Raw genomic sequence first — 13,020 nt, 5'->3', positions numbered from 1 at the left:
AAAAAAATATGCACTTTATTATCAAATATATAACAAAAAAAGCTTTTTTATATAAAACAACTATTTTTAAGCGATTTTGTGTTGTTAAATGTGAAAATCGTTTTAAGTTTGTGATACTAAGCTATGTGATATCCTGCAATCACAAATCATTTTTAATTACAGTACCATTTACGCTCATAAATAACATAACTACTAATGGCTGAATCTAATACATTTAATTCTGACAAAAGATTATCGTGGATTGACTATTCAAGAGGGATAGGAATTATCCTGGTTGTATATGGGCACGTGGTAAGAGGTTTGAAAGACCCGGGAATACTTAGTCTTGACCATACATTTTGGGGGTATTCAGATACTTTTGTTTACAGCTTCCATATGCGATTATTCTTTGTTTTATCAGGATACTTTTTTTTAAGATCTTTTAAAAAGGAGCCGTCTGATTTCATTTTAAAAAAAGTACAAACATTAATATACCCATTTGTAATTTGGTCAGTGTTGCAAACTATAGTTGAAGTATTGCTATCCAAATATACAAATGGTAAGGTTGCGCCCATTCAAATACTTGAGTGCATTATAATTCCGAGGGCGCAGTTTTGGTTCTTATACACCTTGTTTTTTATCAATGTTTTAAGTTTTATATTTTACAAAATAAGCATTAAATATGGTCTGTATATATCTACCATAGTTTGGTTGGCTTGCTTTATTTTTCAACCTCAATTAGGACCATTTAACACTACCTTCAACTATCTGTTGTTCTTTAATATTGGTATAGTATTTTCACAACTTGACAAATCCTTTTTATCATTTTTAAAGAACTACATTTTTTCCGCGCTAACCATTATCGCGTTTTGTGTTGTTGAATATATTTTCCTTTTTAGTAATACAAAGCCCATCTCGCTTTATCGGGCTGTTATGCTGCCATTTTTAGGTTCGCTGGCAGTTATGCAGGTTGCAGCAATGGCTGTAAGGAAAAACATTCTTAACTTTTTTGTTTATTTAGGAAAAGAGTCCTTACCAATATATCTTGCACATGTTTTGGTTGCCAGCGGGATTAGAATTGTTTTGTTCAAGATCCTGAAAATTCACAATCCTATTATACACGTTTTATTAGGTACAATAGCCGGTATTATCGTTCCTTTAATTTTATATTCATTTGTAATGAAAAGGCGCTATTTATCAATGCTGTTTTCATATCCTAAGAAACATAAGCTACTAAAAAATAACGTTCCTTCTTAAGTGCACATTTAAGTACACAGTTTATGCTCATAATAAGGAATGAGGTAACAATTTGAATAAAAAAGCGTTATACACACGGATAAATACATTAAGAAAAATGATCACAAAAAAAAGCGTTCTCCTTTTCACCTTCAGCGTTTTCTGCATTTCAACTTTTGCTCAAACAAATCGCAGCAAGAGTGATGTTATTAATTATTTAAATGATGCCATAAAAAACAGAAAGGTAATTGTAGGCCAGCATTGTGAAAATGGGAAATTAACATCATACGGTTTTAACAGATTTGTACAGGCTTTAAAAGATTCAACTGGCAAATACCCTGCACTAATAGGGTTAGAATATGGATACACGGTTGGAAATGATTTGAATGCCATTAATACTTTTGCTATTGGCCAATGGAAAAGAGGTGGACTGGTTGCAATTAGCTGGCATGCGGATAACCCCTTTGACGATGGTAAATACAATTGCCGGATGAACAGCATAAAGTACAAAAACATAATCGATCTGAACGCACTGTTAAGCAACGCGCCAAACTCAGCTGCCAAAATAAGCTACAGGCAAGAACTGACCAAGGTGGCTTTAGCCCTGAAACAACTACAGGATAACGGCGTGGTAGTTTTATGGCGCCCGTTTCATGAAATGAATGGTAATTGGTTTTGGTGGGGCACAGATGGTGGCAGAAGAGCAACAAATACCGAAGCTTATAAAAACCTTTGGAAGGATATGTACAATACTTTTGTAAACGAGTATGGTTTAAAGAACCTGATATGGGTATATACACCTAACAAACAAAACAAGTACACATCAACACTTCAGGCAACATATCCGGGTGCACAATATGTAGATGTGGTTGGTATAGATATGTATACCCCAAGGCCAGTGTTTCCTGATTATGAAGACCTTAAAGCATTTAATAAGCCCATTGTAGTAGGTGAGGTTGGGCCCACAGCTGCGGGATACGGCACTTTTGATGAGATGGACCTAATTGATCTTTTACGAGGAAAAGCAGCTTACTTTTTACAATGGAATGGGTGGGATCAAGCTAAAATTGGGATAAGAGATAATCCCAATTTCAAGAAAATGATGAATCAGCCCTATTCAATTACTTTACAGTAATAAAGTAACATAAACAAGCACGAGTAAAATCCTTTTTAATAAGCGGCTTTATGTAAATTATAGCTTTTTATTAAAAAGGATTTTTATATACTCCAAACTTTTGCTGAATAATATAAAACAAAAACGGCACGTCATCAATAAGATACCTTTTCCATAGTCTTTTAGGCTCTTTTAATAACCTGTAGGCCCATTCCATATGTAATTTCTGGTATAACATGGGTGCCCTTTTAATATTCCCGGCTTCAAAATCAATTGTTGCACCCAGGGCCATAAACAAGTCTATATTTTTTAATTGATCCTTATACTTAACTATCCACTTTTCCTGCTTAGGAGCGCCTAAGCCAACTACAAGGATGTTAGCGCCAGAATTATATATACGATCAACTATGTCCTGGCATTCCTGCTCATTATGCTCAAATGTAAAAGTAGGCGAATATGCTCCTACAACCATATTTGCCCCTACTTTTTCATTGATGTTGTTCATTGCCTTTTCGGCCACGCCTTCTGCAGCACCCAGTAAAAATATCTTAACGTCTTTATTATTTTTATGATAATTATAAAAAGCCGGTAAAAATGACGATCCCGGAATAACCTCTTTAAAACCTGTCCCTATAAACTTAGCTGCCATATTCAAGATTTTACTATCACATATAACCCAATCAGCGTGGTTATATGCCTTATAAAATTCTTCGTCTTTTTGCAACTTTATTACGTGATCAACATTAGGAGTAAAAAGTACCCCTTTTTTTAATTTAGCCAACAGGTCATCCAAATGGATAGATGCTATATCAATATTGAGAATCTTATTTTTAGACATTTTCTTTAATTAATTCTGAATAAATATCTTCTAATTTTTTTACGTAATTCCGGGTATCGTAGTTCAACTTAATTGTTTCGCTGGCAGCAAAAGAAAGCGTTTTTAGTTTTTCATTGTCCTGCATCAAATTTTTCATTTGATGATAAATGTCCTGTCCGTTGTATTTCAATACTCTTAATCCGTTAACTTCGGGTTGCACCACAAACTTCATTGAAGCCTCGTCTGTAACAACCGGAACCAAACCGCATGACATTGTTTCCAATAGCGACATCGGAAGCCCCTCACTGTGTCTTGATGGTAATAAAAATATATCAGATTCATGTATGATCTTCAACTTTTCATCCCCGGCTACCACGCCCTTATAAATTGCATCTTCGCCCATAAGTTTTTCACATGAAGAAACAAAATGATCAAGATCAGGCCCTGCCCCACAGATCACAAATTTAAAGCTTACTTCGGGATATAATAATTTTACAGCTTCTATAATATCGTCAATACCCTTACTTTCGGTAATCCGGGCCAGATAAAGCACCTGTGGTTTTTTGTTACTATTACCCTTTTGGTTATAATTAAAATATGAGGTATCTACTGCATTTTCAAGGCTAATTGCACCTTTAAATTTAAAGTTTTCCTCAACCACTTTATTTTCAATCTCACTGAGTACTATAACCTTATCACAATCATTTAAGATGCGTTGTATAAAAAAATCCAAAAACTTGCTGTTTGTGGGCAACATCAGGTATTTACCGCCATGAATATGTACTATAACCTTTTTACGCAATAGTTTAGCAATAACCAGGGCCGCATATTCACGCAATATTCCCATAGCATCAAACGGAACGTTTAAGTGAACCAATTGTATTTTATTCTTTATTAAAAAATATGGAAACTTTACTAAAAATGCAACCTGCTTAGTAAACCATTTAAGCCCTTTGCCATTATTGTTATCATCCCGATAACCCATTTCAAAGAGAAAAGTTTCATGTTTACTTAATTTAATAATTGTTGACGCCACCGTAGCAATACCACTTACTACAATTTTGGGGTCAAGGTTTTGAGATGTAAGGGCAATACGCATTTACTGTTTTATAATTTCTAAATTGTCCGCACTCTTAATTATTCTGGAGGGATTTCCAGCTACCGTGCAATTAGGTTGTACGCTTTTTACAACTATTGATCCGGCGCCTATATTCACGTTATCTCCAATGGTAATATCACCTAATATGCATACCTGAGCACCTATATTAACATTATTACCGATAACAGGGCATTGGCCGCCATCAACTTTATTTCCAATAGTGATTGATTGCCGTAAAGTGCAGTTTTCACCAATAACCGCACCTTGATTAATAACAATAGCCTGGATATGAAAAATTCTTAGTCCTGCTCCAATAACTGTTTGATATTTAATTTCGATGCCCAGCAACCATTCAAACAAAAGGGTATAAAACACTCTGTATGGTAAAAGAAGATACCTGGCGGTTTTATTACAACGCCCGTAATTTGCAATTCTAAAACACAAAGTTACTATTCGCCCTTTGGTGTTATGTTTGTTAGCCGCCCAGTCCTGTAAAACAAATTTCCTGAACGACATATTTGATTTGTTCATAGGTAAAACAATATTATTAAGTATTCACCTTTAATGAATAGTAGCTTTTACATGCCAATCCAATCATCAGATACGTTAAAAACATAGGTACAACACTTTCAAGTGTTTGATCAATAAACGCCGTAATAACATTTGAAATAATCATACAGGCTACTGTAATAGATATCCAGTTTGCCCGCAGAATAAACTTTTTGGTAAGCTTGAAAAGGAACCAGGCCAATACCAAAAATCCTATCAGGCCAAACTCAATAAAAAACGCACAGGCCGAATTAAATGGATTTCCTAATACAGCGCTTCTTGAACCTGTTGATTTTGCATAATCCTCTGTATACAGATGGCTTAAATATTTTTTAGTAAACTCATTTGATTTAGGAGGAATTGAGGTAGGTAAGCCCGCGGAGCCCGGTTTTTTGTATAATATATCATAAGCCAATGAATTTGCCGCCCTGCTCCCATTTGTTCCGGGGCCTGTACCTATTAAATATTCAAAAATAGAACGGGTATCAGGACTAAACGTTGATCCGTAATACTCCACTTTCATATTGTACCTTCCGTTTATATAATCTTCATATTCTGCCTGCTTATCCTCAATCTTCTTTTCAATTATTGAGATGGAGAGCATAGTTACAGTTATGATCAATAAACTATATAACACACTTTTAAATACATTCTTATTTAAGAAGATATGCTTTTGGAAAATCACCGTTAAAACTGAAAGAAGAATTGCACCAAAGGTTGTTTTGGAGTCATTTAGAATTACCAAACCTAAAAATCCAAAAGAAATGAAAAACAACCAAAAAGATCCCTTTTTCTTTTTGAAAGAATAGCTGGTTAAGAACGGTAATATGCTAAAAAACAAAAGAATAGCTAATGATGTAGATGAGTTGGTTGTTCCTAATATAGTATCGCCAAGTGTTGCTCTGCTTAATATACTGCCTATGCCCTTTGGCACTGCTTCAAAAAATACCGCTATAAACCCCTGCGCCATTGCTATTGCAAGTAACTGACGAAAAAATAAACGCAGATCCTTATTAGTTATATTCATTTTCCACACATAAAACATTATTATGGATGGCGAAATAAAAGTTAAACAAAATAATGGAAACGAAAGTACACTACGCTGAATAACCAATTGTATTAAATACAACAGGATACAGGATATGAAGAAAATTTTTGCACATTTCTTTATCCATTTAATATCGGCAGTATCCTCCCCTTTCTTTTTTCTGAGGAATAATAAAATCAGCAAAACCACAGCGAAGGCATAATAAACTACTTCGCTTGGAAAGCAAACTGAATATACAGCAGTTAACAAAAAGTATACGTTGTTCCTTTTGAAAAAGAAAACCGCGAAAAACCACAGTATTGGTATTAAAATTTTATTATAATCACCTGTTGCAAAAATTACTGTGCCAATAAATAAATGGATAAAAAATGGCTTTATAATATCTTTTATAACGAGCCTCTCAGGGCCGCCGTTAATAAAATTAACATCCACAGAATCTTCCCTATCCAACACATTTCTCATTAGCATACTTAATGGCTTTTTGGCTTTCTTTGTGATAAGCCGAATTCAAACTTAAAGGTAAAATAGTTAACAAAATAAACAAGTACGGATAGGTAGTTCTTTAACGGCAGTATTTTATATTTAACTGATTTGCGCAAAAATAAATTAACATCTTTAACGTATCCGTTTATTGCTGCATATAAGGCCATATCCCTGTATTGCCTTGCTAAAAAGTAGGAATAGTCTGGGTGGTCCACAATTTTTTTAAACAAAGATACCTTCTCTAAATACTGGTCATTACTGATCTTTAATGAATCAAAACCAGGTATATTGTGTCCATTTATACGAAGCAAAGGTTTTTCTACAAATCCGAATTTGTAATTAACTATTATAGCAATAAAAAATAAATAATCCTGAAACCTGTTAAGGTCCTCGTCCCAAAGGCCGCTCTCTTTTATTACAGATTTACGAATCAATAATGTTGAGCTTGCTCCTAATGGGCACTTTTTAGTTAAAAAAGGCGATATTAAATCCCCATCATTCCCTGCTGTGTACAACACACCATCAGTTTCCCAACCGCAATAGCATCCCGCCCATGAATTGTCCAGACTATCCATCTTTGACACTTGCTCAGCAAGTTTTTCAGGGAACCAGGTATCATCATCGTCAAGAAATGCTATAAATTCTCCATTTGAGTGCAGGATCCCTGTATTTCTTGCACCATTGCCCCCTTTTTTACGCTCATTTTTTAAATACTTTATCCGGGGATCTTTTAACGTTCCCAGGAGCGCACTAATGGTCTCGTGATCATCCTTGTTATCATTAACAACCACTATTTCAAAGTCCTTATAGGTTTGTTGCAGTACGCTGTTTACAGCACTCAAAAGCTGGTCTGGACGTTTATATGTAGGAATTACAACACTTACCATAGTTATTCATTAAAAAATTATCGGGGTTTACCTAATTTTTAAATTTAATTTATTCTCTGTTTGCAGTTTTCCCTAACTGCAGTCTAAACGATTCTGTAGCCGTAAGCACCCTTAGGTAATAGTGTAATCCAAAAACCTGAACTTTTCCACTAAGGTTAAGATCTTCCTTGTTAATCCGGCCTATATCCTTCACCGGTGGCCTCAACATTTTTACAAAATCCCATAATACCTGAACCTTTGACCTGTTATTTGCAGTTATTTTTGAGATCCCTGATATTCTTTTCGCCTTTTTTGTAAGTTCCTTTACCTCTGAACGGGCCGGATGGTTAACTATTACATTATCTGCATAATTAATATTATAACCGGCTTTAAATGCTCTTTTCCCCCATTCATAGTCACCGCCAGACATTAATGAGTCATTAAAAAGGCCAATGTCATTAAACAAAGCCTTATACGTTAACATATTTGCAGTAACACTGGTACCCTCGCGTTTTACAACACTTTCCTGTCTAAAAGCATAAACCATTTCATACATTTCTGCCAAATTGGGCTTTTGTTCTTTATAAAAAAGTTTAACCCGTCCGCCTATCCTTTTACATTCAACATTGTTTTGAAAGTGTATTACCGCATTTTTTATCCAGTCAGCATCCGGAATACAATCTGAATCTGTAAAACCTATTATTTCGCCTTTTGCAATTTTTAAGGCAGCATTCCTTGCAGCATATGAACCTGGTTTAGCCTCAGAAATGATACGCATATTTGCAGGAAGATGATAATCTTTCGGAGGCTGATCTGAGGGGTCGTTGTTTACTATGATTATTTCTGTAGAAGCATTATCATAGGTTTGCTTTTCAAGTGCATTTATACACAACTGTAGTCTGCTCCAATCTTTATAAGTAGGAATAATTATAGAAACCTGGGGGTTAAGCATACTTTGCGTTTATATAAATTATATATTGTCCATTTTATAGTTATCTATAAAAAGATGTTTGTTTTCCTTTATCTTTTCTTCACTCCAATCCCACCATTTTAGTTCAGACAGATACTTAATAGTTTCCTCGTCAAATCTGTATCTTAAAACCTTAGCAGGGCTGCCGGCTACAATAGCATAATCAGGGATATTGCCATTAACTAAACTGTGAGCAGCCACTACTACGCCATTTCCGATGGTTGATCCTGACAGAATAACACAATGAGCCCCAATCCAAACATCATTACCAATAATGATATCATTTTTGGATATAGCCTCATTTTCCCATTTTTCCTTAAATATGTTTTCACCTATGTAATAAGAGGTCAGTTTATTATGATTATGGTTAAACTCCTGTATGGTTACATTGCGGGCAACCGAACAAAAATTTCCTATTATTATTTTGTTAACCTTTGCCAAAACGTATGTGTTAGGCCCCCATATAGATGAAAACCGTCCAATTTTAACGTTACCATTAATGGTGGCCTGGTACAATCTGCAGCCTTCGCCAATAACGGCGCCCTTCGTTATTTTAGTACCCTGAATAAATGCTTTTGGTCCAATTATTACCCCTCTTTGTATATCATTAACTTTAGCTAAAGCTTTCTTAATCCGGTTGAGGACTCTTTCTACAAATGCGCTCATAATTAATTTTCAATTAAGTTTTGAATCACTTTTTGGTACTTTTTCAAATCTCTGTTACTGCTTCCTAAATCTTCCAGCGATGAAATTTTTAAAATTAACCTGGCAAAATCACTTGCAGAACCCTCCAGGAATGGAACAGCTTCGTTGCTTTTAATATAATCCTGAAAAGTTTCAACACCGGTAGCACCAATCAAAATGGTTTTAACACCAAGTTGCGTAGCCTCAATTATTGAGCCTGAAAATTTAGAAATATGAACACTGGTATTTTTAAGGATAATGGGCAAAGGATATGTTGTTGCCTTATCCATTTCAACTGCATCAATTAGCCCTGCATGAGTAAACAGGTCAACAACAGCCTTCTTGTTTTCGGCAGTGGTTCTGGGATGAAAACGGAACCACCATTGAAAATCAGGAGGCGTAAGCTTAACTGCATCAACAATATATTGTTCAGGGACATCAAGTTGCATGGTGTACAGAATGATTTTTTTGTTGGGAAAACTGTAAGATACTACATTAGTTTCAAAAAAATAATCTAACCACGGGTTGCCCCCTAAAATAACCTTATGAAATGATTGTTTTGAAACCCAGCTATTTACAACATTGTACGATGCTTCATCCCAGCACCAAAAAATATTGGGCAACAGGTTATAACCCTGATCAGGTACAGCACCGTAGTTACCGTATGCTACGTGTAGCTTACCCTGCCCGCCATGCTGCATATCTGCGCTAATTATCCCCCTTTTTGATGCAGCATAGTTTAATGCAAAAACAGGTACATTATAATAACACAGTCCAAAAGCATAATCGGGTTTATACTTTTCTAAAAAAAGGTCATATGCCGATGCTATTACCTTGATCTCTTTTACATCATTTTGAAGCGAAGGCACACTGAATGACTGTATATTCACAAAAGGCAATTGTTCCTGAACTGCGTTTAAAAAGAGGTCATAATCCTTAAGTTTAAACTGCATGTTAGTAAACTTGAACGCATTTATCACCTGGAAAAAAGGAATAAACTGTGCAAGAAAAATAACCTGATCACTTGACTTATATGTTTTACTGTAGTTTGGCTTAAAGTATTCAACTATTATAGAGTCGCGCTGATACTTAGCCTTCAAAAAATCAATAATAGGTTGAAAATACCGGTTAACGTGAGCGCCATCAAGCTCAACCCTGTGCGCAATGGACCCGGTAAATAATATGGGGATTTTAGTTGATTTTTTTAACCTGAAACTAATTACATGACGCAGGGACATCAAAAATTTAGCAGTTAACTTAACGCTTGAAATTAAGCCGCCACTTGTACCTGAAGATTTTGGTTTAGCTTTTTTTGCCTGTACCTGCTTCGCCTGCTCCAGATCACGCCACTCTTTAAAGAGGTTGCACCTGATCAATGGCCAAACAGATATATCATCAATTATCCATTCCTTAACAGGGTATGCATTTTCAAATGAATTTAACTTGTCAATAACCTGCTTATGCTCCATTTTAGCAACAAAAATTTATGAACTAATTACAGCACTAAATTATAGCACTAATAATTATAATGCGTTTAAATTTGGTGTTCTGTATGAAGGTTAATTCCTGATATGTCCAATCTGATTTCCTGTATCTTTCAGGAGGCCCATTTATCCTGTTTCAGTTCGGTAGGTATAGTTGATTTGCAAAATCCGTTATCAAATAACCATTCTACAAATTCCCTTACCGCACCATCGCCTCCACATTTTGAAAGATGCAAAATACCTGGCAGTTCTTTTACACCACGGGTTGCATTATTGGGGCAGGCTTTAACACCCGCTGCACTTAATAAATTGATACAATTAATATCGTCACCAATATATGCTACCTCATCTATGCTAATTCCTTCCAATTTACATATTTCAAGAGCAATGTCAAGTTTGGATCCAAAGCCCTTTCCCTGGTGTACATAATCCAGTTTAAGTTTAGCTGCCCTGCGTGCAACAATCTGCGTATTTTCAGTAGTGATTATACCTGTTTTTACCCCGGCCTGGCGCAATAGCTGAAAAGCCATTCCGTCATGCGTGTTAAATTTTTTCAATTCATCACCTGATTCTGAATAATACATTCCGGCATCAGTCAATACACCATCCACATCAGAAATGAAAAGCTTAATATGCCTGGTTACTGGGCTGCTGTACGCATCCTTTAAAACATGTTTCTGGAAAAGCCTTTCCATGATGATCCAGTCGTCCGGTTCATCTATTTCAAATGCAGTGTATTCAGGCATTTCATAAATGGCAATTTTACCGGATAGCCTGTTTTTATGTTCTGTTACCGCTCCAACAGTTGATATATAAAAGGAGCCGTTCTCCATTAGTTCGCCTTTAAAATCCTGCCTGCGCGGGCGGTTTTTAAAGTCATAATTAACAGGCGTACCATCTTCGTTCCAAAAGAAACGCTTGTATGGTACGCATGTTAATAAAGAATCGGCTTTTTTTCTTTTTAATACTGCAAATGCATTATTAAAATCAGTGCCGGTAACAAATGGGCTGGTTGCCTGTACCAATACAAAGTATTTTTCGGCCGGTAAGTTTACCTTAGCCAGATACTCCAGCATTACAGCCTCGGTTGATGAGGTATCAGCAGCATTTGCCGGATCCCTATCATACACTACCAGTTTTGAAAAACCGAAAGTTAAAACGGTTTGCTTTATAACTTCAGAGTCTGTAGCAATAACAATAGTATCTATTGATTTGCTATCCTGCAAAGCTTTAGCGCACCAGTAAACCAGTGGTTTGCCACAAAATAACTTTATATTTTTAGAGGGGATTGATTTACTACCGCCTCTTACAGGTATAAAGGCAACCGCCATATTATATACTTTCTTTTTTTCTGTATTTTAATTTATCTCTCTGAACTTGTTCTATTGCTAATATTTCAGTGTCTTTATAGTTTAAAGACTCGTAGGCATGGTGCAGGTCCCTTACCATTTTTTGCATACCAGATGGCTCAAGTGATGCAGCATGGTCTGTACCTTTCCAGGTACGATCTTTAGTAAAGTGTCTTTCTATCCAGTATGCTCCTAAAGTGTAAGCAGCAATATCTGTTGATATACCTAAGTGGTGACCAGAAAAACCGATAGCTTTAACTCTTGAATCGTATTTGTCATAAAGGCTTTTAATTTCAAGCAGGCAAATATCCTTAAATGGTACAGGATAGCCTGAAGTACAGCTATAAATAACCAACCTGTCTTTACTTTGTCCGTTTTCTTCAAAAAAATTAATTACCTGTTCAACTTCATCCTTAGTAGTCATACCGGTTGACAAGTGGATCTCTCCCTTATAATCATCTCTTAACATACCCAGCATTTCGTAATTGTTATTACATGCTGATGGCACTTTAATAAATTCAGGATCAAGTTCAATGATCTCTTGGGCTGATATATTATCCCAAACAGAGGTTGCATAACCTATACCAATAGATTCTGCGTATTTTTTTAATTCAGCGTGCTGATCCTGATCAAACTCTAAAAATTCACGGTGTGCACCATAAGTATCACCATATGAATTGTATGGGTTAGGATGTGGAGCGTTGTACTGCTCTTCGGTAAGCAATTCCTTGTTATTACGTTTTTGAAACTTAGCGTAATCAGCGTCGCATTCTTTTGAAAGTTTTATAAGCTCTTTGGCAATTTCCATTTGCCCCATGTGATTACAGCCTATTTCTGAGATAACCCTGGGTTTTTGATACTTGAAATTAAACATATTTTTAACTTTTGTTTTTTAAATTATCTTATAAGTTTAGTGCATTTTTTGTTGTTAATAAAGGTCTTTCATCCTTCTAATAGCATTCTATTTCTCATATCTTAATTTAAATACATTTTGTATCCAATAAACATAATGCATTTCATAGGTAGTAAATCAATTTTAATTATTAAGATATTTTAGTGCTTTGGTAGCTTAATGTTCTGTAAAATTTGCTGTTCATATGTGGCAGTTTACCATCAACTAATAAGTTTATATCTTTATATTAAACATTAAAGCATAATTCACCCATTTTTCAACATTTTGAATAGCATCTTCTTTACCATTCAAAAAAACTCCGGTAGAAGTTTAATCTATTATTTTGAACCATTAAGTACTTTAATCAATAGTCTCATCAAAGGGTCAACGAGTACAAACATAATCAAATAAAACTTAAACGCGCTATTAAATTATAAATTTTGCAATATT

The 13,020-nt window shown here is 35.3% G+C and carries 12 protein-coding genes; 2 read left to right on the top strand and 10 right to left on the bottom strand.

Going from position 1 to position 13,020, the window contains the following annotated elements:
* Window positions 1–195 precede the first annotated feature (195 nt).
* A complete protein-coding gene (locus tag M2273_RS06355; RefSeq protein ID WP_429394397.1) occupies window positions 196–1,236 on the top strand; it encodes an acyltransferase family protein in 1,041 nt (346 codons plus the stop codon).
* A 97-nt stretch (window positions 1,237–1,333) separates the two neighbouring features.
* Window positions 1,334–2,350 carry a glycosyl hydrolase gene (locus M2273_RS06350; RefSeq protein ID WP_429394394.1) on the top strand — a complete coding sequence of 339 codons (1,017 nt, stop codon included), beginning with the start codon at window positions 1,334–1,336 and terminating at the stop codon, window positions 2,348–2,350.
* Window positions 2,351–2,420: 70 nt separating this feature from the next.
* Here M2273_RS06350 and M2273_RS06345 read toward each other — a convergent pair whose 3' ends face one another.
* The 10 genes from M2273_RS06345 to M2273_RS06300 form a co-directional block, all read right to left on the bottom strand.
* Window positions 2,421–3,167 (bottom strand): WecB/TagA/CpsF family glycosyltransferase, encoded by a 747-nt coding sequence (locus M2273_RS06345; RefSeq protein ID WP_429394392.1) that lies wholly within the window; start codon window positions 3,165–3,167, stop codon window positions 2,421–2,423.
* Window positions 3,160–4,245 carry a glycosyltransferase family 4 protein gene (locus M2273_RS06340; RefSeq protein ID WP_429394390.1) on the bottom strand — a complete coding sequence of 362 codons (1,086 nt, stop codon included), beginning with the start codon at window positions 4,243–4,245 and terminating at the stop codon, window positions 3,160–3,162. Before M2273_RS06340 ends, M2273_RS06345 begins: the two co-directional genes overlap by 8 nt.
* Window positions 4,246–4,776: a serine acetyltransferase gene (locus M2273_RS06335; protein ID WP_429394388.1), complete on the bottom strand. Its 531-nt coding sequence runs from the start codon at window positions 4,774–4,776 to the stop codon at window positions 4,246–4,248.
* Window positions 4,777–4,792: 16 nt separating this feature from the next.
* Window positions 4,793–5,821 (bottom strand): hypothetical protein, encoded by a 1,029-nt coding sequence (locus tag M2273_RS06330; protein WP_429394387.1) that lies wholly within the window; start codon window positions 5,819–5,821, stop codon window positions 4,793–4,795.
* A 491-nt stretch (window positions 5,822–6,312) separates the two neighbouring features.
* Complete coding sequence (locus M2273_RS06325) at window positions 6,313–7,212, bottom strand: glycosyltransferase family 2 protein (protein ID WP_429394385.1); 900 nt, start codon at window positions 7,210–7,212, stop codon at window positions 6,313–6,315.
* 49 nt (window positions 7,213–7,261) lie between these two features.
* Window positions 7,262–8,143, bottom strand: a complete 882-nt coding sequence (locus tag M2273_RS06320) for a glycosyltransferase (RefSeq protein WP_429394383.1) — start codon at window positions 8,141–8,143, stop codon at window positions 7,262–7,264.
* Between the two features lie 18 nt (window positions 8,144–8,161).
* A complete protein-coding gene (locus M2273_RS06315; RefSeq protein ID WP_429394381.1) occupies window positions 8,162–8,827 on the bottom strand; it encodes a hypothetical protein in 666 nt (221 codons plus the stop codon).
* 2 nt (window positions 8,828–8,829) lie between these two features.
* Entirely contained in the window at window positions 8,830–10,314 is a 1,485-nt protein-coding gene (locus M2273_RS06310) for a hypothetical protein (RefSeq protein WP_429394378.1), read from the bottom strand.
* 128 nt (window positions 10,315–10,442) lie between these two features.
* Window positions 10,443–11,660, bottom strand: coding sequence for a cytidylyltransferase domain-containing protein (locus tag M2273_RS06305; protein WP_429394376.1), 1,218 nt, complete (start codon window positions 11,658–11,660; stop codon window positions 10,443–10,445).
* Between the two features lies 1 nt (window position 11,661).
* Entirely contained in the window at window positions 11,662–12,552 is an 891-nt protein-coding gene (locus tag M2273_RS06300; protein ID WP_429394373.1) for an N-acetylneuraminate synthase family protein, read from the bottom strand.
* Between the last annotated feature and the right edge of the window lie 468 nt (window positions 12,553–13,020).

The sequence above is a fragment of the Mucilaginibacter lappiensis genome, assembly GCF_050433765.1.
GTDB classification, from domain to species: Bacteria; Bacteroidota; Bacteroidia; order Sphingobacteriales; family Sphingobacteriaceae; genus Mucilaginibacter; species Mucilaginibacter lappiensis_A.
Note: the sequence above shows the minus strand (reverse complement) of the source record. Positions and strands in the feature narration are given on the sequence as shown.

Coding starts and splice junctions, on each gene's coding strand:
- M2273_RS06315 (WP_429394381.1), bottom strand. CDS start 8,827: ATGAGCGCATTTGTAGAAAGAGTCCTCAACCGGATTAAGAAAGCTTTA.
- M2273_RS06300 (WP_429394373.1), bottom strand. CDS start 12,552: ATGTTTAATTTCAAGTATCAAAAACCCAGGGTTATCTCAGAAATAGGC.
- M2273_RS06305 (WP_429394376.1), bottom strand. CDS start 11,660: ATGGCGGTTGCCTTTATACCTGTAAGAGGCGGTAGTAAATCAATCCCC.
- M2273_RS06335 (WP_429394388.1), bottom strand. CDS start 4,776: ATGAACAAATCAAATATGTCGTTCAGGAAATTTGTTTTACAGGACTGG.
- M2273_RS06345 (WP_429394392.1), bottom strand. CDS start 3,167: ATGTCTAAAAATAAGATTCTCAATATTGATATAGCATCTATCCATTTG.
- M2273_RS06355 (WP_429394397.1), top strand. CDS start 196: ATGGCTGAATCTAATACATTTAATTCTGACAAAAGATTATCGTGGATT.
- M2273_RS06320 (WP_429394383.1), bottom strand. CDS start 8,143: ATGCTTAACCCCCAGGTTTCTATAATTATTCCTACTTATAAAGATTGG.
- M2273_RS06350 (WP_429394394.1), top strand. CDS start 1,334: ATGATCACAAAAAAAAGCGTTCTCCTTTTCACCTTCAGCGTTTTCTGC.
- M2273_RS06325 (WP_429394385.1), bottom strand. CDS start 7,212: ATGGTAAGTGTTGTAATTCCTACATATAAACGTCCAGACCAGCTTTTG.
- M2273_RS06340 (WP_429394390.1), bottom strand. CDS start 4,245: ATGCGTATTGCCCTTACATCTCAAAACCTTGACCCCAAAATTGTAGTA.
- M2273_RS06330 (WP_429394387.1), bottom strand. CDS start 5,821: ATGAATATAACTAATAAGGATCTGCGTTTATTTTTTCGTCAGTTACTT.
- M2273_RS06310 (WP_429394378.1), bottom strand. CDS start 10,314: ATGGAGCATAAGCAGGTTATTGACAAGTTAAATTCATTTGAAAATGCA.